Source organism: uncultured Roseobacter sp. (assembly GCF_947496515.1).
GTDB lineage: Bacteria > Pseudomonadota > Alphaproteobacteria > Rhodobacterales > Rhodobacteraceae > Roseobacter.
In genome coordinates, this window is sequence record NZ_CANMDB010000010.1 from 120,973 (window position 1) to 145,771 (window position 24,799).

General features: G+C 64.1%; 19 protein-coding genes. 10 read left to right on the forward strand and 9 right to left on the reverse strand.

The features are described 5' to 3' along the window. Positions 1 to 59: 59 nt before the first annotated feature. From puhA to bchF, 8 genes are all read right to left on the reverse strand, one after another. A complete protein-coding gene (gene puhA, locus Q1A53_RS16920) occupies positions 60 to 827 on the reverse strand; it encodes a photosynthetic reaction center subunit H (RefSeq protein WP_299968820.1) in 768 nt (255 codons plus the stop codon). Positions 828 to 849: 22 nt separating this feature from the next. Continuing rightward, on the reverse strand, positions 850 to 2,244 hold the full coding sequence (locus Q1A53_RS16925; RefSeq protein WP_299968922.1) for a PucC family protein: 1,395 nt from the start codon (positions 2,242 to 2,244) through the stop codon (positions 850 to 852). Between the two features lie 32 nt (positions 2,245 to 2,276). Beyond that, a complete protein-coding gene (gene bchM, locus Q1A53_RS16930; protein ID WP_299968821.1) occupies positions 2,277 to 2,993 on the reverse strand; it encodes a magnesium protoporphyrin IX methyltransferase in 717 nt (238 codons plus the stop codon). Beyond that, a complete protein-coding gene (bchL, locus tag Q1A53_RS16935; RefSeq protein ID WP_299968822.1) occupies positions 2,993 to 3,892 on the reverse strand; it encodes a ferredoxin:protochlorophyllide reductase (ATP-dependent) iron-sulfur ATP-binding protein in 900 nt (299 codons plus the stop codon). Before bchL ends, bchM begins: the two co-directional genes overlap by 1 nt. A gap of 90 nt (positions 3,893 to 3,982) precedes the next feature. Then, positions 3,983 to 7,555: a magnesium chelatase subunit H gene (locus tag Q1A53_RS16940; RefSeq protein WP_299968823.1), complete on the reverse strand. Its 3,573-nt coding sequence runs from the start codon at positions 7,553 to 7,555 to the stop codon at positions 3,983 to 3,985. After that, the gene (gene bchB / locus Q1A53_RS16945) at positions 7,545 to 9,110 is read right to left on the reverse strand and encodes a ferredoxin:protochlorophyllide reductase (ATP-dependent) subunit B (RefSeq protein ID WP_299968824.1); all 1,566 of its coding nucleotides are present in this window, start codon (positions 9,108 to 9,110) and stop codon (positions 7,545 to 7,547) included. The genes Q1A53_RS16940 and bchB overlap by 11 nt, the downstream gene beginning before the upstream one ends. Further along, positions 9,107 to 10,459 carry a ferredoxin:protochlorophyllide reductase (ATP-dependent) subunit N gene (locus Q1A53_RS16950; protein ID WP_299968825.1) on the reverse strand — a complete coding sequence of 451 codons (1,353 nt, stop codon included), beginning with the start codon at positions 10,457 to 10,459 and terminating at the stop codon, positions 9,107 to 9,109. Before Q1A53_RS16950 ends, bchB begins: the two co-directional genes overlap by 4 nt. Then, positions 10,456 to 10,968, reverse strand: a complete 513-nt coding sequence (gene bchF, locus Q1A53_RS16955) for a 2-vinyl bacteriochlorophyllide hydratase (RefSeq protein ID WP_299968826.1) — start codon at positions 10,966 to 10,968, stop codon at positions 10,456 to 10,458. Before bchF ends, Q1A53_RS16950 begins: the two co-directional genes overlap by 4 nt. 370 nt (positions 10,969 to 11,338) lie before the next feature. On the opposite strand from bchF, the gene Q1A53_RS16960 reads away from it, so the two are divergent. Genes Q1A53_RS16960 through idi form a run of 6 tightly spaced genes read left to right on the forward strand, consistent with a single transcriptional unit; the run spans position 11,339 to position 17,447 of the window. Next, positions 11,339 to 12,064: a cobalamin-dependent protein gene (locus tag Q1A53_RS16960; RefSeq protein WP_299968827.1), complete on the forward strand. Its 726-nt coding sequence runs from the start codon at positions 11,339 to 11,341 to the stop codon at positions 12,062 to 12,064. Then, complete coding sequence (gene ppsR / locus Q1A53_RS16965) at positions 12,061 to 13,479, forward strand: transcriptional regulator PpsR (protein WP_299968828.1); 1,419 nt, start codon at positions 12,061 to 12,063, stop codon at positions 13,477 to 13,479. The genes Q1A53_RS16960 and ppsR overlap by 4 nt, the downstream gene beginning before the upstream one ends. A 49-nt stretch (positions 13,480 to 13,528) precedes the next feature. Then, a complete protein-coding gene (chlG, locus tag Q1A53_RS16970; RefSeq protein WP_299968829.1) occupies positions 13,529 to 14,428 on the forward strand; it encodes a chlorophyll synthase ChlG in 900 nt (299 codons plus the stop codon). Beyond that, positions 14,425 to 15,729 carry a BCD family MFS transporter gene (locus Q1A53_RS16975; protein WP_299968830.1) on the forward strand — a complete coding sequence of 435 codons (1,305 nt, stop codon included), beginning with the start codon at positions 14,425 to 14,427 and terminating at the stop codon, positions 15,727 to 15,729. Before chlG ends, Q1A53_RS16975 begins: the two co-directional genes overlap by 4 nt. A gap of 3 nt (positions 15,730 to 15,732) precedes the next feature. Further along, positions 15,733 to 16,911 (forward strand): geranylgeranyl diphosphate reductase, encoded by a 1,179-nt coding sequence (locus Q1A53_RS16980; protein WP_299968831.1) that lies wholly within the window; start codon positions 15,733 to 15,735, stop codon positions 16,909 to 16,911. Beyond that, positions 16,908 to 17,447 (forward strand): isopentenyl-diphosphate delta-isomerase, encoded by a 540-nt coding sequence (gene idi / locus Q1A53_RS16985; RefSeq protein ID WP_299968832.1) that lies wholly within the window; start codon positions 16,908 to 16,910, stop codon positions 17,445 to 17,447. Before Q1A53_RS16980 ends, idi begins: the two co-directional genes overlap by 4 nt. A gap of 417 nt (positions 17,448 to 17,864) precedes the next feature. Here the strand turns inward: idi and katG are convergent, their stop codons facing one another. Further along, positions 17,865 to 20,048 carry a catalase/peroxidase HPI gene (katG, locus tag Q1A53_RS16990; RefSeq protein ID WP_299968833.1) on the reverse strand — a complete coding sequence of 728 codons (2,184 nt, stop codon included), beginning with the start codon at positions 20,046 to 20,048 and terminating at the stop codon, positions 17,865 to 17,867. Positions 20,049 to 20,156: 108 nt separating this feature from the next. Between katG and Q1A53_RS16995 the strand changes: the two genes are divergently transcribed. From Q1A53_RS16995 to Q1A53_RS17010, 4 genes are all read left to right on the forward strand, one after another. After that, the gene (locus tag Q1A53_RS16995) at positions 20,157 to 21,077 is read left to right on the forward strand and encodes a hydrogen peroxide-inducible genes activator (protein ID WP_299968834.1); all 921 of its coding nucleotides are present in this window, start codon (positions 20,157 to 20,159) and stop codon (positions 21,075 to 21,077) included. 41 nt (positions 21,078 to 21,118) lie between these two features. After that, positions 21,119 to 21,895, forward strand: a complete 777-nt coding sequence (locus tag Q1A53_RS17000; RefSeq protein WP_299968835.1) for an HpcH/HpaI aldolase/citrate lyase family protein — start codon at positions 21,119 to 21,121, stop codon at positions 21,893 to 21,895. Positions 21,896 to 21,964: 69 nt separating this feature from the next. Then, positions 21,965 to 22,987, forward strand: coding sequence for an aspartate-semialdehyde dehydrogenase (locus tag Q1A53_RS17005; protein WP_299968836.1), 1,023 nt, complete (start codon positions 21,965 to 21,967; stop codon positions 22,985 to 22,987). Between the two features lie 294 nt (positions 22,988 to 23,281). Further along, a complete protein-coding gene (locus tag Q1A53_RS17010) occupies positions 23,282 to 24,544 on the forward strand; it encodes a DUF2254 domain-containing protein (protein WP_299968837.1) in 1,263 nt (420 codons plus the stop codon). Positions 24,545 to 24,799: the final 255 nt, after the last annotated feature.

Genomic DNA, 24,799 nt, shown 5'->3' on the forward strand with positions numbered 1-24,799 from the left:
TCTCCTTTCGGTTGCAAGAGGCGGTGGCAAGAGGGCGCGCGCCCTCTTGGCCGTTGCGCTCAGAGTTTCGGCTCGGCCCGGGACCCGGCGTAGAGTTTGCCGCCACCGTAGTAGCCCGAGATCTTGTCTTCTTCGAGCAGGGTCACCTGACGCGGGCTGGCAATGCTGGGGATGGTCGCGAAATGCTTGCCGTAAAGCGCATGTACCGCCACCCGGTCGGATTTGATCCGTGCGAAGGTGATCGGCATCAGCCGCGTGCCCGAGCCCCACTTGGGGTCCAGCTCCATCTCCAGATAGCGTACCAGCTGTTCGGGCTCGTCGATCCACATATCGGTGATCTTGCCCACGATCTCGCCGTCGCCCGCTACCACGGGAAGTCCGCGCGGATCGCGGCCCGCGGCCACGCGAAAGGCCTCCGCGCCCGACATCGGCACGATCTTTGGATGGCCATGGCCGTCAAGCTCGGGGTGATCCTGACGCGGCGCCCAGCTGGCAGGCCCGACACCATCCAGCATCGGGTCACCCGTGGGCTCCAGCGGATAGCCATTGCCTGGGCCCACCCGCTTCATCGGGATATCGGCGCGCTCGGGCGCTTGCCCACTGGGCACGCTGATCTCGCCGCGACCGTGCGGCAGCTTGAAGGTCTTGTCCTCAGGCAGCGGGAACAGCCCGGGCGAGGAGGCAGGATTGCCCTCGTCGTCTTCCAGCGGGTAGCCCTCGCGCATGTTCTCGCGCTGGATCCAGATCACCAGTGCGGCGAAGAAGATATAGAATAACCACAGCGACAGGCTCGCCAGGTCGAATTCGCCAAAGAATGTTTCCGTCATGTCGTTTCCCTCTCTAACGGGGTCATGTTGGGAAATCCGCAAGTCCCATGGGACGCTTGCTGATTTCTGTCGGGGTGAGGGGGCCGCTTTGGCGCACGAGCGGTCCCAGGATGACGAGCGTGGCGAACAAAAGGCCAATCTCGGTATGATAAACGAAAGAGTATCCGGTGGCCGGGCTGTTGAGCGCCTCGCCCATATACCCGGCGGTGGCCGCATGGCCGACCCAGTCGCGCAGCCCCCCACCAATGGCGATGGAGACACCCGCGGCGGTGGCCTGTGCTGCCCCCCAGGCGCCGAGCGCCAATCCACGGCCCGCCGTACCTGTCGCGGGCATGGTCATGGCCGCTGTCAGCGTGGCCACGGCAAAGAGCCCGCTGCCGAACCCGATCATCGCAGCGCCTGCATAAAACAGCGCGGGCGAGGCCATGGGATGCGCAAAAATCACCATGGAAAAGGCCCAGATACCGGCGACAAGACCCGCACCGGCCAGCCGGTAGGGGTTCGAGCCGCGCGCCAGCCGCGCCCCCGCAAGGGCAAAGCCAAAGAGCGCGCCCGCCGCCCAGAGCGCCGTCAGCAACGTGGTCGCCGCCACCGACAGGCCGAGGATCTCGCCGCCGTAGGGTTCCAGCAGCACGTCCTGCATGTTGAAGGCCATTGTGCCGGCGAAAACGCAGGCCAGCAGCCGCCCGGCCTTGCCGCCGCGCATGAAATCACGCCAGGCATCGCGGAACGGCGGGCGTGGCGCGGCCCGTTCGGCACGGCTCATCGGGCGGATGCGCTCTTGCTTCCAAAGCGCGATCAGCACCAGCGCGATGCCCAGGACGGCAGCCCCCTGCACAACGCGGATGAGCTTGAGCGCGGTAAAATCCGTGAGCAGCGCTCCCATGATCACCGCCGATACCCCCATGCCCACAAGGAACATCACGTATAGCAGCGCCACAACCCGGGGCCGCGTCTCGTCGGTCGCGCGGTCCGAGGCGAGCGCGAGCCCGGCGGTCTGCGTCATGTGCAGGCCCAGCCCGGTCATCAGAAAGGCCAGCGCTGCCAGCACCTCGCCCGCAAAGGGAATGTCGTGAACGACATCACCGCCCAGCACCAGCAGGGCAAAGGGCATCACCGCGAGCCCGCCGAACTGCCACAGGCTGCCGAACCAGATATAGGGGATCCGCTTCCACCCGATGGCGGATTTATAGGTGTCCGACCGGAACCCCAGCAGCGCCCGAAAAGGCGCAATCAACACCGGCAGCGCGATCATCAGCGCCACGATCATGGCAGGCACGCTGAGCTCCACGATCATCACACGGTTGAGCGTGCCCAAAAGCAGCACCGAAGCCATGCCCACGGACACCTGAAAGAGCGACAGCCGCATCAGCTGGCCCATGGGCAGATCGGCACTGGCCGCATCCGCAAAGGGCATGGCCGCAAGCGACAGGGACTGCAGGCGCGTGCTCACGCGGGCACCTCCATCGCCTGAGAGATGTAGAAGCCGGAGACCACACGGTCGACGGGACGCAGACCGCGCGACAGCCCTGTAGCGCGCGCAGCGCCCGCCAGTGCCACGGGGGCATGAGGGATCATGACAGGACTGCGGTCCGAGCGCGGGAACAGCTTGCCCGCATACCACATGGCCATGAGCAACCGTGTCCGCGGTGCGACAGTGAAGACGATGCTGCCCGACGTGCGGGCCTCCAACCCGGTCAGCGCCCGACCGATGGCCGCGGCGTCGTAGTAAATCAGACTGTCCATGGCGATCACATGATCGAACTGCCCCAGCCCCGCATCGAGCATATCGCCTGCCAGAAACTGCACCCGGTGGCGATCGTCAGCGGGCAGCCGTGCCTCGGCAATGCCAATCAACTGCGGAGAGATATCGATGGCCAGAACGTCCGCACCGCGGGCCGCCAGCTCGGCGGTCATCTGCCCGGCACCGCAGCCAGCATCGAGCACACGGGCACCGCGCAAGTCCTCCGGCAAGCGGCTCAGCATCAGCGCGCGCATCCGGTCCCGCCCCTGCCGGACCGTCTCGCGGATCCGCGAGACCGGCGCGTCAGAGGTCAACCTCTCCCAGGTCCGCGTCGCGGTCCGGTCAAAGTAGGTCTCCACCCGGCTCAACGTCGCGTCATAGCCAGCACCGACAGTCTCGGAGGAAGAGGCGAAATCCCGCATCAATCAAATCCCAGAAGCTCAAAGATCTCGCGGTCCGGCAGCGGCGCGGGGGCCAAAGGCTCGGTCCCGTTCCAAAGCGTCTCCGCCAGCCGGATGTATTCCTTGCGGACCTGCACGATTTCCTCGTCATCCGGCATCTCGAAAAGCGTCTTTTTCTTCAGCCGCGACCGCCGGATCGCATCCAGATCCGGCATATGGGCGATCCTGTTGAAGCCAACCGTCTTGCAATACCGATCCACCTCATCCGTCTCGCGCGAGCGGTTCGCCACACAACCCGCTAGCCGTACCTTGTAGTTGTTGGCTTTCGCCTGCACGGCGGCAATGATCCGGTTCATCGCATAGATGCTGTCAAAGTCATTGGCCGTGACGATCAGCGCCCGGTCCGCGTGCTGCAGGGGTGCTGCAAAGCCACCGCAGACCACATCGCCCAAGACGTCAAAGATCACCACATCCGTGTCTTCCAGCATGTGATGCTGCTTGAGCAGTTTCACGGTCTGGCCCACCACATAGCCGCCACAGCCCGTGCCCGCAGGCGGCCCGCCGGCCTCGACGCATTTCACGCCATTGAAGCCCTCAAAGACGAAATCCTCCGCCCGAAGTTCCTCGGGATGAAAATCCACCTCCTTCAGGATATCGATCACCGTGGGGACCAGCGATCCTGTGAGCGTAAAGGTGCTGTCGTGCTTGGGATCACAGCCGATCTGCAACACCCGCTTGCCCAGCATGGAAAAGGCCGCCGACAGGTTCGACGAGGTGGTGGATTTGCCGATCCCGCCCTTGCCATAGACCGAAAACACCTTTGCGCCCTCGATCTTGGCTGCATCATCCTGATGCACCTGCACCGAGCCCTCTCCGTCTTCCCCCCGCAGCGAAGGCGGTCGTCTGTCCAATGGACTCATGTCACTTTCCTCTCATGGGGGCGCGCTCCCCTGTCATCTTGCCAAATAAACTCCCGCCGGAGGCATCTGTCCTTGATCTGGCGCAACCTCTCATTGTGCTGCCACCCCTTCGAGCTGGTCTTCCAGATCATCCGCCGCGTCCTGCAGTGCTGCCAGCGTGTCCGCATCGGGCGACCAGTAGTTGCGGTCATTGGCCTCCAGCAAACGGTTGGCCATCCGGCTCGACGCGGTCGGGTTCAGATCCGCCAGCCGCCGCCGCATCTCAGCGTCCAGCACAAAGGTCTCCGATATCCGCTGGTAGACCCAGTCATCCACCTCACCGGTGGTCGCCGACCAGCCCAGGGTATTGGTGACATGTGCCTCGATCTGGCGCACACCTTCGGCGCCATGCTTCAACAGCCCTTCGAAAAACTTCGGGTTCAGGCTTCGGGTCCGCGTCTCCAACGCCACCTGATCGCGCAACGTGCGGACCTTGCCCGCCCCGCGCGTCTGATCACCGATGTAAACTGCCGCGTCCGAGCCCTTGGCCCGCTTCACCGCGCGGGCGATGCCCCCCAGCGTGTCAAAGTAGTGATCAACCGTGGTAACCCCCAGCTCGACCGATTCCAGGTTCTGATAGGCCACATCCACTTCGGCCAGCGTCGCCTGCAGCAAGGCCGCATTGGCTGCCGCCTTGCCATCGGTGCCATAGGCAAAGCTTTTGCGCGCCTCATAGGCATCCGCCAGCTCATCCTCATCACCAAAGGCAGAGCTATCGACGAGCCCGTTCACATTGGATCCGTAGGCGCCTTCCGCATTCGAAAAGACCCGCAGGGCGGCCTCTTCCATGGCGCAGCCTGTCTTCTCTGCGTAGGCCAGCGCATGGGCGCGGATGTAATTCTGCTCCAGCGATTCCTCTGCCGTCGCACATTTCAACGCGGCCTCTGCCAACATGCGCGTCTGCAAGGGCAGCAGATCGCGGAAGATGCCCGAAAGTGTCATCACCACATCGATCCTCGGCCGCCCCAGCTCCGCCAGCGGCACCAGATCCGCACCGCTCAGCCGCCCGAAACTGTCGAACCGCGGGACACAGCCCATCAACGCCAGTGCCTGCGCGATCGGGCCGCCATCGGATTTGATGTTGTCGCTGCCCCAAAGCACCAGCGCCACGGTGCGCGGCAGGCTCTCATGGGTCTCCAGCAACAGATCCGCCTGCTTGCGACCATCCTGACACGCAAAGGCGGTTGGCATCCGGAACGGATCAAAGGCGTGGATGTTGCGCCCCGTGGGCAGGATCTCCGGCGAGCGGATCAGATCCCCGCCCGCCACAGGCGGTGTGAAATGCGCCGAAAGCGCGCGCATCAACGCATCAAGTTCCGTCTCGCGCTGCAGGGCAGCATCAATCCGCGCCCGCGCGTCACCGTCCATTTCAGGCAGGATACGCAGATACTCGGCCCGCGCCGCCGCACTCAACGGCTCACCCACCACATGCAGACCTTCGGGGATCAGGGCGTCCTCGGTCTCCAGCAACCGCACCCAGAGCGCTTCTGCAGGGACATCGCCCATGTCAACCGCCGCTGCCTGATCGGCGATCAGCGCCTCGATCTCGGCGCGCTCCGGTGCCTCCGGCGCCGTGCGGCGCCACCGGGTGAGACTGTCCTTCAACTCCGCCAGACCCTTGTAAAGCCCCGCCGCCGCCAGGGGCGGTGTCAAATGGCTGACGGTCACGGCATTGGAACGTCGCTTGGCCAGCGTCGCCTCGGACGGGTTGTTGGCCGCATAAAGATACACATTCGGCATATCGCCGATCAGCCGATCCGGCCAATCCGCACCGCTGGGACCTGCCTGCTTGCCCGGCATGAACTCCAGCGCGCCGTGCATCCCGAAATGCAACAGGACATCGGCCTTCAGCGTGTTCTTCAGCCACAGATAAAACGCGGCAAAGGCATGTGTGGGCGCAAAGCCCCGCTCAAACAGCAGCCGCATCGGGTCGCCCTCATACCCGAACCCGGGCTGCAACCCGACAAACACCTTGCCGAAATGCGCACCCAGCACGAAGACACCGCGCCCGTCCGACTGCACGCGCCCGGGTGCAGGACCCCACTGCGCCTCGATCTCGGAGAGCCACGGGGTACCGGCCACGATCTCATCGGCGCTCACATGGGCGGCCACATTGGCCTCCTGACCGTAGGTCTGCGCCGACCCCCGCAGAACCGCCTCGCGCAGGGCGTCCACGTCCCGGGGCACATCAACGTCATAGCCCTCGGCCTTCATCCGCGTGAGCGTATTGAAGAGGCTTTCAAAGACGCTGAGATACGCCGCCGTGCCAGCCGCCCCTGCGTTGGGCGGAAAGCCGAAAAGCACAATCCCCACGGTCTGATCGGACACCGGCTGACGCCGCAGCCGCGCCTGCCGGATCGTCCGCGCCACGAGCGCCTCGATCCGCTCCGGACAAGGTGCCATGGTCTTGGCCCCGCCATCCCCGTCACAGCGCCGGAAACAGCCTTCACAGGCCGCAGGTCCGTGCCGTCCGGCAAAAACCGTCGGCGTCGTCGCACCATCCAGTTCCGGCAGGGCAATCAGCATCGTGGTCTCGATGGGGCCCAGACCCTGCGGCGACGCCGCCCACTGACCCAGCGTCTGAAACTCCAGCGGGTGTGCTGCGATATAGGGCACATCCAGTTCTTGCAGAACCTCGATAGCCGCTGAATTGTCGTTATAGGCAGGCCCGCCCACGAGGCTGAACCCCGTCAGGGAAACCAGTGCGTCGATGCAGACACCATTCGCATCATGGAAGTAAGCCTCGATGGCAGGGCGTGCGTCCAGCCCGCCCGAGAAGCCCGCAAGCACCCGGATCCCCCGCGCCTCGAACGCGCGAATGACCGCATCGTAATGGGCCGTATCAGAGGACAACACATAAGACCGCATCATCAACAGCCCGACGGTCATCGTGGCGTCGACGGGGCCGGGCACCGCGCGCACGTCCGTGGTGATGCGCCCGGGCAGATCGGGGTGGTACAAGGCGGCGTCCGGGTATTCGATGGGGGCGGCAGCCTCGGGCGCCGCCCGCCAGCCCGTGCCGGTCGCATAGCGCCCCAGCAGGAACCGAACCATCGCCTCGACGTTGTCGTCAGACCCGCCCAGCCAGTATTGCATGGTCAAAAACCACGCGCGCAGATCCTGGCTCTTGCCCGGGATGAACTTCAGGATCTTCGGCAGGCGGCGCAGCAAGGCCATCTTCTGCGCACCCGAGGAACTCGATGGTTTGGACGAGCCGCGCAGCCGCTTCATCAGCTTCATGGTGCCGGACTGCGGCGCCATCATGTCAAGCGATCCCATCCGCGTCAGCCGCACGATGGCCGCATCCGCAATCACCCCGATCATCGCATCGCAATGGTCCCGTCGCGCCTGCAGAGTGGGAAGGATGCGCGCGATATGCTCTTCGAGAAACAGCAGGTTGGCGATGATGATGTCGCCCGTCTCCACCGCCTCGCGCGCCGCCTCGAACGCCCCCGGCGTCTCGCCCCACTCGGCGGCCGCATGGATCGACAGCGAGAGCCCGGGATAATCCGCCCCCAGCCGCTCCATCGCGCGCAGCGCGGGACCCGCCGCATGGCTGTCCAGCGTCAGAATGACGACGCGGTATCCGGGCAACCGGCCCCCTATGCTGCGGTCATCGCGCATAATGTGCCTTCGCCTCATAGAGCGTCTCGACGCTGATCTCGGCAACACCACGATCCGCTGCGAACACTTCCGTATTGCGTCGCGCCTTGCCGCGCACGAAAAACGGGATCTTCTTCAACTCGCGCTCCGCTTCCTGCAGCCAGACCAGCGATGCCGCGGATTGCTCTTTCATCTTGCCCGCAAACTCCGGGGGGCGCGCCGCAGGCGCGGGGGGCTGGCCCCCCTGCTCCGCCTGGGGCTTGGGGGCATGCCCGCCGTGATGCGAGGGTCCTGCCGCATCGTGGAACTCAAAGTCATCCCGGAACATGTGCAGCAGATGTTCCTCCAGCCCCATGACCAGCGGATGCACCCAGGTGTCAAAGAGCACATTTGCGCCCTCCATCCCCATCTGTGGACTGTAGCGGGCCGGGAAATCCTGCACATGCACCGGCGCGGAGATCACAGCACAGGGGATGCCGAGGCGCTTGCCGATGTGCCGTTCCATCTGGGTGCCCAGGATCATCTCGGGCTGCAGCGCCTCGATCACCCGCTCCACCTCCAGATAGTCGTCGGTGATCACAGGTTCGACGCCGAAATCCTTCGCCAGCGCCCGGATGGGTCGCGCCATCTCCCGGTTATAGCACCCCAGGCCGACGACGTCGAAACCCATCTCATCGCGCGCCACCCGGGCCGCGGCGGCCACATGGGTGCCATCGCCAAAGAGAAACACCCGTTTACCGGTGAGATAGGTGCTGTCCACGGACTTCGAATACCAGGGCAGACGCAGGCGGCTTTCGTCGAGATAAGGCGCAAGACCGGTGATCCCGGCCACTTCGGCGACGAAATCGCGGGTCGCACCGACGCCGATGGGCACGGTTTTGGTGAAGGGCTGGTCCAACTCCCGCGCCATCCAGCGGGCTGCGGTCTCGGCGGTTTCGGGATACATCAGCACGTTGAAATGCGCTGCCCCCAACCGTGCGATATCCGCCGGAGAGGCCGTCATCGGGGCCACCACATTGACACTGATACCCATGTCCGACAGCAGGGTCGTGATCTCCGTGATGTCATCGCGGTGCCGGAAGCCAAGCGCCGTGGGGCCGATCAGGTTGCAGGTGATTTGCGCTGTCCGCGCCATCGGTTTTGCCAGCGCCCGGACGATCTGAAAGAAGGTCTCATCGGCACCGAAGTTCTCCTTGCGCTGGTAGCTGGGCAGCTCCAGCGGGATCACCGGCACGGGGATGTCCATCGTCTCGGCCATGCCGCCGGGATCATCCTGAATGAGTTCCGCCGTGCAGGAGGCACCGACGATCAGCGCCTGAGGCTTGAAGCGCGCGTAGGCGTCCTCCAGCGCCGTCTTGAAGAGGTCGGCGGTATCCGACCCCAGATCGCGCGCCTGAAAGGTGGTGTAGGTGACGGGCGGACGGTGATCGCGCCGCTCGATCATGGTGAAGAGCAGATCGGCGTAGGTGTCGCCTTGCGGCGCGTGGAGAACGTAGTGCAGGCCGGTCATGCCCGTGGCAACGCGCATGGCGCCGACGTGCGGCGGGCCCTCATATGTCCAGACCGTGAGCTTCATGACACAGCGCCTTCGGGGCTCTGCCCCCGAGGCTGCGCCTCTCCCCCGGAGTTTTTCGGGCAAAGTGAGGGAGCATCCACCGAGAGGAGGTCGCGGCGGCGCAGGGGGCGGGAGAAGAGGCCTGCGAGATCGCCTGCCTGTTCGTAGAAATGCACCGAGCTGAACACGAGCTCAATCGCCCATTTGGTGGCGAGGCCTTCTGCTTCCAGCGGGTTGGCGAGGCCCAGGCCGCAGACACTGAGATCGGGGCGGGCGGCGCGGCAGCGGTCGAGTTGCAGATCCACGTCCTGGCCTTCGGAGAGGGTGGGACCCTCGGCCAGCAGGTCGAGGTCGGGGCCGACGATGCCCTTGTGGATGAAGGGGGCGCTGATCTCGACCGCATCCATCCCGCATTCACGGGTCAGAAAGCGCGCGAGAGGGATCTCCAGCTGGCTGTCCGGGAAAAAGAAGACCGATTTGCCGCGCAGCACTTCAGAGGCCTGTGCAATCGCCTTGCGGGCCCGGGCGCGGGGGGCCTGGGTGACCCGCTCAAAGGTTGCGGGGTCGACACCGAAGGCATCGGCAATGGTACGCAGCCATGCCGTCGTGCCTTCTTCACCGAAGGGAAAAGGCGCCGCGAGATGGGAGGCACCGCGACGTTCGAGGGCTGCGTGGGTATCGCCGAGAAAAGGTTGGGTGAGGGCGAAGACGGTGTTGGGGCCGATGCCCAGACCGCTGTCTGCCCGCGGAGCCGGCAGCACCTTGATGGGGCCGATCCCCATGGCGCCCAGGAGCGACAGCGCCTGTTCTTCGACGACATCGGGCAGCGCCCCGACAAGCAGCAACTGGCGCGTGTCTGTCTCGGGCAGCACCGGCACCATGGCGGCGAGGCAGGCGTCTTCGCCTTGGGTGAAGGTCGTCTCGATGCCCGAACCGGAGTAGCTGAGCACCCGCACCGAGGGCGCGTATTTCTGCGTCATCCGCTCCGCGGCGCGGCTGAGGTCGAGCTTGATCACCTCGGACGGGCAGGAGCCTACCAGAAAGAGCTGCTTGATATCGGTGCGCCGCGCCAGCAGTTCGCCCACCACCTTGTCGAGCTCGTCCTGCGCATCGGCGAGGCCTGCGAGGTCCGTTTCCTCCAGGATGGCGGTGGCGAAGCGGGGCTCGGCAAAGATCATCACACCGGCGGCGGATTGCAGCAGGTGCGCGCAGGTGCGGCTGCCGATCACCAGAAAAAACGCATCCTGCATCTTTCGGTGCAACCAGATGATACCCGTCAGACCGCAGAAAACCTCACGCTGGCCGCGCTGTTTCAGAATCGGCGTGTTGCGGCAGCCACCGGAGACGGGAAGGCGGGGGACTTCGGTCATGCTGGCAGCCTCCCGCCATGGGCCGATGGGCTCTTGGCCTGCAGTCGGGCGGCCCGCAACTTCAGCACGAATTGCACGGCGTTGATGACGTAAGCCGCGTAGGCGGCGAGCGCCAGGAGCATGAGTGCCACAGGACCGAGCGCACCCGCGAAAAGCGCCCAGAGATAGGCGCTGTGCAGGGCAATCACGGCGAAGGAGAACACGTCCTCCCAGAAGAACGCGGGCGCGAAAAGATATTGACCGAAAACGATTTTTTCCCAGATCGCCCCGGTGATCATGATGAGATACAACAGGGCTGTCTTGAGCAGGATGGAGCCGGTTGCGATCTCATATCCGGCACCCGTCCAAAGGTACCTCAGCACCAGCACCAGCGACACCAGAAAGACCGCAAATTGCACAGGCGCCAACACCCCCTGAACCAGGGTCCAGACGGTCGCGTCCCGGCGCGCGCGCTCGGCGTCTGTGTAGAGTCCCGGAGGGACCTTTTTGATGGTCTTCTGGCTGCACATATCTGGAATGTCTTTGCCCTCTTGCCCCGTTGACGGTAGCTGCTTTGGCGGAAAAGTGTCAACTATAACTTACACTGGCAAAACTGACAGTTTGTGAGGCGAAACCACAGAGATTTCCTAATAGCTGAGCATCAGCAGCGCTATTCAGGAAATATCCGCTCCGGGATGGGCCGGGATCTTTTGGCAATCCGGCGAGATCTGTCAATTTAGTTTGACATTCTGCCGCTCAGAGCCGAAGCTATGGCGTGGAGTACGACTCGCACGGGCCGTCGTTCGTGCTTCCTGAAAGACCCAAGTCAATTCAGGTGGTGCCATGTCGGAAAGCAATCAATCTCAAACGCACAATTGGTCAGGCCAATGCCCGGACCGGGTGGATGCACTCGCAACACGGGTCATTTCCGTTCTGAGGGATCGTCAGGTCGGCACATCGGACGGGGTGCGGCGCTTTGTTGTGGACCACCTGGTGCGCGCCATCCTGGCCCGCGGCAAGTTCGACCCGATTTTGGTCCTGGATGAGATGCGCGGCCATCGGCTGACGCTGGATGATGTCATTGATCAGTATATCCCCCGTGCCGCCACGCTGCTGGGCGAAAAATGGGCAGCGGACGAGATCAGCTTTGCCGATGTGACCGTCGGCGCGTTGCGGCTGCAGTCCCTTCTCAGCGAGGCAGCCTGTCAGGCGCGAACCGACCTGCCCACGGACGAGACACGACCGAGCACGATGGTCGTTCTGCCGCAGGGAGAGCAGCATTTCCTGGGCCTCAGCGTTGTGGCCGCACAGCTCAGACGTATCGGTTGCGATGTATCCGTTTCCTATGACGAAACGCCGGGCAGCCTGCGCGCACGGCTGAAACTGGACCGTCCTGACCTGGTGCTGATTTCCTGTGCCCGTCGCGAAGGCCTTGAAACCGTTGCCGAAACGGTGCAAACCATCCGAACGTCGGCGCCCGCCGGCACCATCATTGCACTTGGTGGCGCCGTCTTGCAGGACGCGGACGCGTTGGAGGAACGGACGGGCGTGGACATCGTGACGCGGAATGCAAAAGACGCGGTTTCTCAGTTTTCCAGATCCGGCAGGACGCCGACGCGGTCATGACGACCGATGGCAATACGTTCTGGAGCAGCGGTGCAATACCGCTGATCGAACCCGAATTCCTCAGCAGCATCATCGCCGCGGCGTCAGACATCGCACTGGTGGTGTCGTCGGAGGGGATCATCCTGTCCGTGGTGCTGAACACCCACAGCGAATCCTTCGGCAATCTCAAGCATTGGGAAGGGCGCCCCGTCGTTGACTTCCTGACCCGCGAGACCGCGCCAAAATTCGAGGCAGCACATGCGGCCTTTCTGGCCGATGAGGTGCCGCGCAAGCAGCTGGAGCTGAACCACAGCGACAATGCGGTTTGGCAATACCCGGTGCGCTATACGTTTCACCGCTTCGGGCACGAGAATGCCGCCCTGCTGCTGGGCCGGGATCTGCGGCCCATCGCGGAGACGCAGCAGCAGTTGGTGCAGGCGCAGATCGCGCTGGAGCAGGGCTACGAGGCGCGGCGTGAATTCGATGCGCGGTTCCGTGTGCTGCTGGCCGAGACGGAAGAGGCGGTCGTTTACGTTTCTGTGCAGAGCGGGCGTATTGACGACGCAAACGAGGCGGCAGCGGCGCTTTTGGGTGTGACACTGGACGCGCTCAAGGGCAGCAGTTTTGCCCAGCAGTTTGCCAATCGCTCGACGGTGGAGCTGACCGAAAGCCTGATGAATGCCACGCTGGCCGAAGAAGGCGGGCGCGTCACCCTCAAGGCACATCGGGGCGGACGGGCGCTTGTCATTCTGCCGACCGTCTTTAGGGCGGGCGGGCAGCGGGTGTTGCTGTGCCGGATCCGGCCCGAAGGCGGCGCGACACCGGTTGTCGATACGGCGTCCAGTCAGGCGCTTGCGCTCTTTCGGTCCGGCAGTGACGCAATGCTCTTCATGACCGGCAAAGGGATCATCACGTCGGTCAACGACCGGTTGCTCGATATGGTGGGGGCCGCGCATCTGTCGGATGTGGTCGGGCGCAGCTTTGCGGATTTTCTGGGCCGGGGGCAGATTGACCTCGGCGTGCTGACCGATCAGGCTCAGCGCAGCGGGCAGATGCGGATCTATGCCACCAAGCTGGTCAATGAGCTGGGGGCGCGGCTGTCGGTGGAGATTTCGGGCGGGCCGCTGGATGACATGCCGGAGCCCGTGATCGGCTGCGTCATCCGCGATGTGAGCCATGTTGAAGCCACCCGGGCGCATCCCAGCACGTCCCATGTGCCGCAGGAACCCGCGCGCAACGTGATGGATCTGGTGGGGTCTGCCTCGCTCAAGGAGATCGTCGCGGAGACCACCGATGTGGTCGAAAAGATGTGCATCGAGACTGCGGTGGAGCTGACCAACAACAACCGCGTCGCCGCCGCAGAGATGCTCGGCCTGTCGCGGCAGAGCCTCTACGTGAAGCTGCGCAAATACGGGCTGCTGAGCAAGAACGGCTGAGCCCGCCCTGCCTCTTGCGTCGACTCAAACTGTCAGCCATAGTTGACACATGTCTGTCACTCAGGTCATACAGTCGCGCCGTTTTCCTGACCCCGCCGCCACCCTTCGGCTGATCAAGCCGATCACGTGGTTCCCGCCCATGTGGGCGTATCTTTGCGGTGTCATCTCGTCGGGCGTCTCACCTACCGGTCAATGGTGGCTGGTGCTGCTGGGCGTCGTGCTCGCGGGACCCATCGTCTGTGGGATGAGCCAGGCGGCCAATGACTGGTGCGACCGTCACGTTGACGCCATCAATGAGCCTGACCGCCCGATCCCCTCGGGCCGGATCCCGGGCCGCTGGGGGCTGTGGATCGCGCTCGCGATGTCCGTGCTGTCGTTGATCGTCGGCTGGCAGTTCGGGCCCTGGGGCTTTGGCGCCACCATCGTGGGCGTGCTGGCCGCCTGGGCCTATTCGGCAGAACCCGTCCGGCTCAAGCGCTCCGGCATCTGGGGGCCCGGCCTTGTCGGGCTCAGCTATGAGACACTGCCCTGGTTCACCGGAGCTGCCATTCTCAGCGCGGGCGCGCCCTCCCTGCCGGTGATGATGGTTGCGCTGCTCTACGGCATCGGCGCCCACGGCATCATGACACTGAATGATTTCAAGGCGCTGGAGGGCGACCGTCAGACCGGTGTCAATTCCCTGCCGGTGACGCTGGGGCCACGACGGGCCGCACAGGTCGCCTGCACCGTCATGTCGCTGCCGCAGGCGGGGGTGATCGGGTTACTGCTCTTCTGGGGCAAACCGCTGCATGCCGCCGGTGTTGCCGCCGTGCTGCTCGCGCAGTTCTGGGCGATGACGGTGATGTTCAAGGATCCCCGCGCCAAGGCGCCGTGGTACAACGGCACCGGCGTTTTGCTGTATGTCAGCGGCATGATGATCACGGCCTTCGCCGTCCGGGGGCTGGCATGACGCTGGGCTGGGGTGGCATCGCGCGATTGGGTCTGGTGCAACTGGCGCTCGGTTCCGTCGTGGTGCTGACCACCGCGACCATGAACCGGGTGATGGTGGTCGAACTGGCTTTGCCCGCGATCCTGCCCGGCCTGCTCGTCTCTCTCTATTACGGCACACAATTCCTGCGGCCCCGGTTCGGGCACGGCGCTGACCGGGGCGGACGGCGGACACCGTGGATCATCGGCGGTGTCGCACTGCTGGCCGCCGGTGCGCTTGGCGCAGCGCTCTCCGTCGGGCTGATGGCGCGGCATACCGGGATGGGTATCGCAGCCGCGGTGCCGTCGTTTCTGTTGATCGGGCTGGGCATCGGGTCTGCGGGCACGAACCTGCTGGCGCTGCTGGCCGCGCGCGTCAAACCGGAGCATCAGGCGCCTGCAGGCAGCCTTGTCTGGATCATGATGATCTTTGGACTCGCCGCCACGGGCATCACCGCGGGTATTCTGCTCGACCCCTACAGCCATGCGCGGCTGGTGGCCGTGACCTTTGGCGTGTGCACGCTGGCGATGTGCCTGACACTGCTGGGCCTGTGGGGGCAGGAGCGCGGGCAGACCGCCGCGCGAGACAAGACCGCCCTCCCCTTCCGCGCCGTCATCGCCGAGCTTTGGACAGACCGGCGGGTGCGGATTTTCACGGTGTTCGTCTTTGCCTCCATGCTGGCCTACAACCTGCAGGACCTCATTCTGGAGCCCTTTGCGGGCCATGTGTTTGGTATGACTGTCGGCGAAAGCACCCAACTCGGCGGGATGCACCACGCAGGTGCGCTGATAGGCATGCTGGCGGTGCTGCTGGGCGGCACGCTGCTCGCACGCTGGATTACCGTGCCGCTGCGCGTCTGGGTCGTTGGCGGGTGCGTGCTGTCGGGCCTGTCGCTGGTGGGTCTGGCCTACGGCGGGTTTCACGCCGCGCGCTGGCCGATCGCCGTGAATATCTTCACCCTCGGGCTCGCCAATGGCGCCTTTGCCGTCGCGGCCATTGGCGCGATGATGGGCCTCGCCCGCGAGGGCGGGGAGGGCGCAGAGGGCCTGCGCATGGGGCTGTTTGGCGCCGCTCAGGCCATCGCCTTTGGGCTGGGCGCCTTTATCGGCACCGCCATGGTCGATGTGATGCGCCTCCTGACAACACTGGACGCGCTGGCCTACGGCACTGTCTTTGCCCTTGAGGGCGGTGTCTTTCTGATCGCTGCAGTGCTTGCGCTGCGTTTGACCTCACCCCAAGCGACGCGTCCCGATGGAAGTGCCGCACTGATGCCGGGAGAATGAACGATGTATGATGTCTTTGTCGTGGGCGGTGGACCGTCGGGGGCCACCGCGGCGCTGGATCTGCTGCACTCGGGCCATAGCGTGGCACTGCTGGACCGCGAGGGGCGGATCAAACCCTGCGGTGGCGCCATTCCACCCCGGCTGATGCAGGATTTCGGCATCACAGATGATCAGCTGGTCGCCAAGGTCAACACGGCCCGCATGATCTCTCCCACCGGGCGGCACGTGGATATCCCTATCGAGAACGGCTTTGTCGGCATGGTGGACCGCAAGGATTTCGACCCGTTCCTGCGCGCCCGGGCGGAAGCCGCCGGCGCCACGGCGCTGACCGGGACCTTTCTGCGGATCGAGCGCGAGGGCGTGCGCACCTTCGTGGTCTACCGCGAAAAGGCAAGTGGCGAGGAACGCCGGGTGCAGACCAAGCTGGTGATCGGCGCGGATGGCGCGCGCTCCAAAGTTGGTCGCGCAGAAGTGCCGGGTGGTGACAAGATCCCTTATGTGCTGGCCTATCACGAAATCATCAAGGCACCGCCCAAGTCGGACATCTACGATCCCGTCCGCTGTGACGTGATCTACGATGGTGACATCTCGCCCGATTTCTACGGCTGGATCTTCCCGCATGGCGACAGCGCCAGCGTCGGCATGGGCACAGAGGTGTCGTCGGTCGATCTGAAACAGGCGACCGCCGCATTGCGCGAAACCGCAGGTCTGGCGGGCTGCGAGACCCTCCGGCGCGAAGGTGCGCCGATCCCGCTGAAACCGCTCGACCGCTGGGACAATGGCCGCGACGTGGTGCTGGCAGGCGATGCGGCTGGTGTCGTCGCACCCTCCTCCGGCGAAGGGATCTACTACGCGATGGTTGGCGGGCGCGTGGCGGCCACCGCCTGTGCAGCCACGCTGGCCTCGGGCCGGGTGCGCGATCTTCGGCTGGCGCGCAGCCTTTTCATGAAGGAGCACAAGACCGTGTTCCGCGTGCTTGGCTCCATGCAGAACGCATACTACCGCAGTGACGAGCGGCGCGAGCGCTTCGTGTCGCTCTGCCATGACATCGACGTACAGCGGCTGACCTTCGAGGCCTACATGAACAAGAAGCTGGTGAAGGCGCGGCCCATGGCGCATCTGAAAATCGGGTTGAAGAACCTTGCGCATCTCAGCGGTCTGGTGGCACCTACGCGCGTATGACGATCATGATCCCCGCCTGGGTCAAAGGCACGCTGACCCCGGTTGAAAAGCTCGAAGCGCACGTCAAAGGACTGCGGCACAAGGCGGTGTCGGTCTTTGTACTGGCGGGCGATGCGGTGCTGATGCAGCAGCGGGCCCTGTGCAAATACCACACGCCCGGTCTCTGGACGAACACCTGTTGTACCCATCCGGCGTGGGAGGAAGATCCGCTCGACTGTGCCATGCGGCGGCTGGACGAAGAGATCGGTGTGACCGGGCTGACCCCTGAGCATCGGCACCATCTGGAATATCGCGCCGATGTGGGCGGCGGGCTGACGGAGCATGAGGTGGTGGAGGTCTATGTGGCGCAGGCCACACGGGATCTCAGCGTCACGCCGAACCCCGAAGAGGTCATGGCCGTGGAGTGGATGCGCTTTGACGCGCTGCGCGCGGCGGTGGCTGAGACGCCCGAGCGGTTCACACCCTGGCTGCGGATCTATCTGGCCGAGCACGGGCAGAAGATCTTTGGCGATCTGGCGACGCTGTCGCAGCGGTAGACATTGCGTCTTAATGAGCTAACCGGTTTGAACAGCGGCTGCGCGACACCCCTGTAGTTGCCGTCCAGATCCAAGGGCAACGACCGAGCCTAAAGGATCTGACCTTCAACCTGAGACACACCGCTTCGTTCAGAGCACCCGCGCAACAGGCACTGTTGCGCCGCGCCGTTCCGCCCCCAAGGGGCGGCGCGATTGCGCCACCCCTCGGAACGGCGCTTCAGCATGAACGTCGGGTGTCTCAGGTTGAAGGTCGGATGCTTCAGGGTGGACGAGAAGTGCCCTCCCCGAGGAAGGGTCGGGCGCTGCCCGGCGCTGCCGCCGGTCGAGAGGTCTCAAATATCTGTTTGAAAACCGATAAGTCTTGGATGCTTCAGAGATCGTTCCCCGGGCAGTAAAAACCGCCTGGGGGTTCTTGCATCACGCGACCAGATCGAAACGGTCAGCGGTCATGACCTTGGTCCAGGCGCTGACAAAATCACGCACGAACTTCTCCTTGTTGTCGTCCTGCGCGTAGACTTCCGCGTAGCCGCGCAGGATCGAGCTGGACCCAAAGACGAGATCGGCACTGGTCGCCGTCCATTTGACATCGCCGGTCTTGCGGTCGCGCACCTCGTAGTGATCCCCCGCATCGATGGGCGCCCATGTGTTCGCCATATCGGTCAGGTTCACGAAGAAGTCCGTGGTCAACTGACCCTCGCGGTCGGTGAATACACCGTGTTTGGAGCCGCCGTGGTTGACCCCCAGCACGCGCATGCCGCCAATGAGCACCGTCATCTCCGCCGCCGTCAGGCCCAGCAGTTGTGCTCGATCCAACAACATCGCCTCGGGCGTGACGTCATATTTGTCCTTCTCGAAGTTACGGAAACCATCGGCGAAAGGCTCCAGCACGTCAAAGCTCTCGGCGTCGGTTTGCGCATCGGTGGCATCGCCGCGACCGGGGGCAAAGGGCACCTCTGCGCTGTAGCCCGCAGCTTTGATCGACTGTTCCAACCCGACGTTACCCGCCAGCACGATGACGTCTGCGATGGACGCGCCGGTCTCTGCGGCAATGGGCTCCAGCACGCCCAGCACCTTGGCCAGACGCTCGGGCTCGTTGGCTTCCCAGTCTTTCTGAGGAGCCAGACGGATGCGGGCACCGTTGGCGCCGCCCCGCTTGTCCGACCCGCGGAAGGTGCGCGCGCTGTCCCAGGCGGTGGCGATCATCTCTGGCCCGCTCAGCCCGCTGTCGGCGATCTTGGCCTTGACGGCGGCCACATCGTAATCCGTGGCACCGGCGGGGATCGGATCCTGCCAGATCAGATCTTCGGCGGGGACGTCTGGACCGTAGTAATTGTCCTTGGGCCCCATGTCGCGGTGGGTCAGCTTGAACCATGCGCGCCCGAAGGTATCGGCAAAATACTCGGGATCTGCACGGAACTTCTGGCAGATCTCATTGTAGATCGGGTCCACTTTCATCGCCATATCCGCGTCCGTCATCATCGGCATGTCGCGTTTGGACGGATCAGACGCGTTGAGCGGCATCTCGCTTTCCGGCATATTCACCGGCTTCCACTGATGCGCACCCGCGGGGGATTTCGTCAGCTCCCACTCGTAGTCAAAGAGATAGTCGAAATAGCCCATGTCCCATTGCGTCGGGTGCTTGGTCCACGCGCCCTCGATACCGGAGGTAAAGGCATTGGCTGCCTTGCCCTGATGGCCGGGGTTGGCCCAGCCGAAACCTTGTGCGTGGACGCCTTCGCCCTCAGGTTCCGCCCCGATCTGGTCGTGCGCGTTGCCGCCGCCGTGCGCCTTGCCGACGGTGTGGCCGCCGCAGGTCAGCGCCGCGGTTTCCTCGTCGTTCATTGCCATCCGCTGGAAAGTTTCGCGCACATGCAGCGCGGTGCGGGCTGGATCGGGCTCGCCGTTCACGCCTTCGGGATTCACATAGATCAGCCCCATATGGACCGCGGCCAGCGGGTTATCCATGGTGGAGGGCGTGTCGAGATCGCCGTATCGCTGTTGCGAGGGCGCCAGCCATTCGTTCTCGGATCCCCAGTAGACGTCCTTTTCAGGACCCCAGATATCCTCGCGACCGAAGCCGAAGCCAAAGGTCTTCAGCCCCATGGATTCATAGGCCATGTTGCCCGCCAGGATGATCAGATCGGCCCAGCTGAGCGCGTTGCCGTATTTCTTCTTGACCGGCCAGAGCAGACGGCGCGCCTTGTCGATGCTGGCATTGTCGGGCCAGGAGTTCAGCGGCGCAAAGCGGATGTTGCCGGAGCCCGCACCCCCGCGGCCGTCGCCCATCCGGTAAGAGCCTGCGGAGTGCCAGGCCATACGGATCATCAGACCGCCGTAGTGACCCCAATCCGCAGGCCACCAGTCCTGGCTTTCGGTCATGAGCGCCTCGACGTCGGCCTTGACCGCGTCAAAATCAAGCGCCTTGACGGCAGCACGGTGGTCGTAACCTTCATCCATCGGGCTGGTGCGTGCACCGTGCTGGTGCAGGATGTCGAAGTTCAGCCCCTCGGGCCACCATTTCGTCACGCTGTTGTCGGTGCCGGTGTTACCACCGTGCATGACCGGGCAGCCGCCACCGGGGTTCACGTTGCTTCCGTCCATGGGGATCTCCTGTGTATGAAGGGGAATTCTGTCGTTCTGCTGTCAGTTTAGAGTGGTTCAAAGATAAGTACCAATTTGAAATCCAAAAATACGTGATAAGAAAAACCTATGATTGGGCTCACGCTGAAACACATGCGATACTTTCAGGCCTTGGCCGCTCACGGGCACTTCGGTCGGGCGGCGGAGGCCTGCAATATCTCGCAACCCGCCCTGTCATTGCAGATCAAGGAGTTGGAGACATTGATCGGTGCCCCGCTCGTGGAACGCAGCGCGCGACAGATCCGGCTGACCACGCTGGGCGAGGACTTTCTGGCGCGGGCGCAGGACATCACCCTGCGCGTGGAGGAGTTGGAGAACCTGCAACGCTCCGCCACGGGGCCGCTGTCCGGACGCCTGCGGCTGGGGGTGATTCCCACGGTCGCGCCCTACTTGCTGCCGCGGATCATCGGGTTGCTGGCCGCGCGGATGCCCGATCTGGACTTGCAGCCGCGTGAGGCGATCACCGGCTCGCTGGTGGAAGGGTTGCTTGATGCCCGGCTCGACATCGCGGTCGTGGCCCTGCCCATCTCGGAGCCGAGCCTGCGCGAGTTCGCGCTGTTCGACGAAGACTTCCTGCTGGTGCGGCCAGCGACGGACGGGGCCAAACCGGTGCCCAGCCTCAGCGCACTGCGCACCATGCGGCTCTTGCTGCTGGAGGAAGGGCACTGCTTTCGCGAACAGGCGCTGGCGTTTTGCGATATCTCGGGCAGCGCGCCACAGGAATTGATGGAAGGCAGCTCGCTCTCGACCCTGGTGCAGATGGTCGGTGCCGGCATCGGCGTGACGTTGATCCCCGAAATGGCCGTCCCGCTGGAGACCCGCACGGCAGATGTGGCCGTCACCCGCTTTCCCGCGCCCTGCCCGCAGCGCACCATCGGCATGGTCTGGCGCAAGACCAACCCGCTGGGCGAGCAGCTGATGCAGATCGGCGCGCTGATCCGCAGGGCCGCCGAGACCCGCGCCACAGGGGGGCTTTCGCTGGGCGGGTGAAAGGCTCTAGGGTGCTGGAACGTCAGCGAAAAGGAACTGCCATGCCCGCGCCTCTCAACAGCTTCAAGAAATCACTGGCCGAGGGGGAGACGCTCTTTGGCTGCTGGATGAGCCTCGCTGAGGCGATCACCGCAGAGATCCTCGGCAGCGCGGGCTTTGACTGGCTGCTGATCGACGGGGAGCATTCGCCCAACGACATCCGCTCGATCCGCGATCAGCTGGTGGCGCTCAAGGGCAGTGCCAGCCATCCGGTGGTTCGCCTGCCGATCGGAGAGACCTGGCTGATCAAACAGGTGCTGGATGTGGGCGCGCAGACGATCCTCGTACCCATGGTCGAGACGGCCGATCAGGCCCGCGAGCTGGTGCGCGCCTGCCGGTATCCCCCCGCGGGCACACGCGGTGTCGGATATGCGGTGGGGCGCGTGTCGGACTTTGGGCAAATGGATAACTACGGCCCTACGGCGGACGCGCAGATCTGCCTTCTGGTGCAGGTCGAGAGCAAGACCGGTCTCGACAACCTCGACGACATTCTGGGTGTCGAGGGCGTTGACGGTGTCTTTATCGGCCCTGCGGATCTGTCTGCGAGCCTTGGATACCTCGGCCAGACCATGCACCCGAATATGCAGGCGACCATCCTGGATGCACTCACGCGGATCAGCGATAGCGGCAAGGCGGCGGGTATTCTCACGCCCGATGACATCATGATCCAGTCCTCGCTGAACGCGGGTGCCCGATTTGTCGCGGTGGCCATGGATATTGCGCTGCTGCTCAACAACGCCAAGGCGGTTTCGGCCAAATGGAAGGACGCAGAGGGCTAACGGCTCTTTCCTCCGCCGGGCAAGAGGTATAACAGGCGCGCACCATCCCTTTGAACTGGAGTAAGACAGATGGGTTACCGCGTCGTCATTGCGGGTGCCACAGGTAATGTGGGCCGCGAAATGCTGAACATCCTCGCCGAACGCCACTTTCCGGTGGACGAGATCACGGTGCTGGCCTCGCGCAAGTCGCTGGGTACGGAGGTCAGCTTTGGCGACAAGACGCTCAAGACAAAGGATCTGGACACCTTTGATTTCACCGGCTGGGACATCGCGCTCTTTGCCGTGGGGTCCGAGGCCACCAAGAAATACGCGCCCGCAGCGGCCAAGGCGGGATGCGTGGTGATCGACAATTCCTCGCTCTACCGCTACGACCCGGACGTCCCGCTGATCGTGCCCGAGGTGAACCCGCAGGCGATCACGGGCTATGCCAAGAAGAACATCATCGCCAACCCCAACTGCTCCACCGCGCAGATGGTGGTGGCACTCAAGCCCCTGCACGACCGCGCGACGATCAAGCGCGTCGTTGTCTCGACCTACCAATCTGTGTCGGGTGCGGGCAGGGAGGGGATAGACGAGCTGTGGGATCAGACAAAGTCGATCTACAACCCGACCGATGACAAGCCCGCCCGAAAGTTCACCAAGCAGATCGCGTTCAATGTGATCCCGCATATCGACGTGTTCATGGAAGACGGTTCCACCAAGGAAGAGTGGAAGATGGTGGCGGAGACCAAAAAGATCGTGGACCCCAAGATCAAGGTCACGGCGACCTGCGTGCGGGTGCCGGTGTTCGTGGGCCATTCCGAAGCCGTCAACATCGAGTTCGAAGAGCATCTGGACGAGGAAGAAGCCCGCGAGATCCTGCGCGAGGCGCCTGGCATCATGGTGATCGACAAGCGCGAGGACGGCGGCTACGTCAGTCCCGTCGAATGCGTTGGCGATTTCGCCACATTCATCAGCCGCATCCGGCAGGACAGCACGATCGACAATGGTCTGAACCTCTGGTGCGTCAGTGACAACCTGCGCAAGGGCGCAGCCCTGAACGCCGTGCAGATCGCCGAACTTCTGGGCCGCGAAGTCCTCAAGAAAGGCTGAGAGAGCAGAGCTCGTCCGAGTTCCGGGTGCGGCGGGCCTGCTGCACCTGACCGGAACAGATCGCCCGGGAGATCAGCGCCCCGGCGCAGAGCGTCTGAGCAAAAAGTCCCGGTCTGACGCCCGCAGCAAAGGCGACAACGTGCCCCTGTGTCCACGAAAGCTCCGCGAGCGCGGATCGTGTGGCTCCGTTACCTGCGCGTCCCGCTCGGCGGTGGGTTTGCTCTCCATTGACCCTAAGTAGCGCAGGGCACCGATGGCGCGTTGCCTGCGGTCGAACGAAATGGCGGGAACAATATGCACCGGTTGAAGTGGCCCCTTCTGATCTTTCTGCGGTATTACCGCAACCTTGGCTTGCGGGTCACGCTCTACGCGCTGTTGTCGGTCATCGTGGCGCTGACCAGCCCCTTGATCCGCCGGTTTCTGAGCGATGACCTGTCGGATCTCGTCGATATCGCCGCGGTCAAACCCATCCTGACGATCATGGCCTCCGCCATGCTGGGGGTCTCGACCTTCTCGCTCAATGTCATGGTCACCGCGCACAGGGCAGCCGCCGCCAGCACGACGCCCCGGGTGCACCGGCTACTATTGGAGGACACCACGACACAATCGGTTCTGTCAGTTTTCATCGGCGGGTTCGTCTACTTCCTGACGGCCATCGTCATGGTGCAGGCCGGGCTTTATCCCGATGATGTGGCGATTGTCGTGATGGCGGTGGCAGTGCTCGTGGTCGTGCTGATCATCATCGCGATGCTGCGCTGGATCCAGCACCTGAGCGATCTGGGCAGCATGGACAACAGCCTGCGGGCGGTGTCCGACCGCACGATCACGGCCCTGGAAACCCTGGCACGGCAGCCAGCGCTTGGTGCCAATCCGATCACCGACGATACCGTCCTTCCTGAAAGCACCACCAGCCTGTCCGCGCCGCGTTCGGGGTATCTGCAACTGATCGACGTCTCGGGGCTGCAAAAACAGCTGCCGGAGCAAGGGTTGATCTATGTCTCCTGCCTGCCGGGCACCCATGTGCTGAAAGGTGAGATCATCGCGCAGGTCTCCGGTCCGGTGGACGACGCTTGTCTGGAGGCCTTGCAGGAGGGTTTCGTCTTTGGGGATACGCGCACCTACGAACAGGACGCGACGCTTGGCGTCGATGTGCTGTCCGAGATTGCCGCAAGGGCGTTGTCACCCGGCATCAACGACCCCGGCACGGCCATCGCGGTCATCCTGCGGCTGAAATCCGTGCTGTGGCGCTATGGTGCTACAGAAGCGGACAGTGACCCACCGGAGGCGTCCCGCGTCTTTGTCCCGACACCGGCGCCAGCGAGGCTGATCGAAGCGGCCTTTGCCCAGACTGCGCGGGACGGTGCGGGCATGATCGAGGTCGCCCGCCATCTGCGGCAGAGCCTGCAGGCGCTGGCAGGCTGTCCCCGGGACGGGATGTCCGTTGCAGCCGCCGACATGGCAGCGCTGGCCCTGGCCTATACGGAACAGGCCAATCTGGTGGAGGCGGAACGCCGCAGTCTGCGCGCGATCGAGATGCCCAAGACCGGGGTTCAGTGATCTACGCTGCCTCTCGCGCAGGTGCTCAGCGTTTGCCGGACGAAGGCTGCCAAAGAGATCCGCACGGACGGCTTGCCGCCAACCCCCATCCAAATCATCCCACCTTAAATTTGAGACACCCAATGTTCATGCTGAAGCGCCGGCCCAAAGGGTGGCGCAATCGCGACGCCCGTTTTGCCAGAGGCAAACCTCCGGTTTGACGGGGGCTGTGCAACAGTGCCTGTTGCGCAAGTGCTCTGAGCGAAGCGGGGTGTC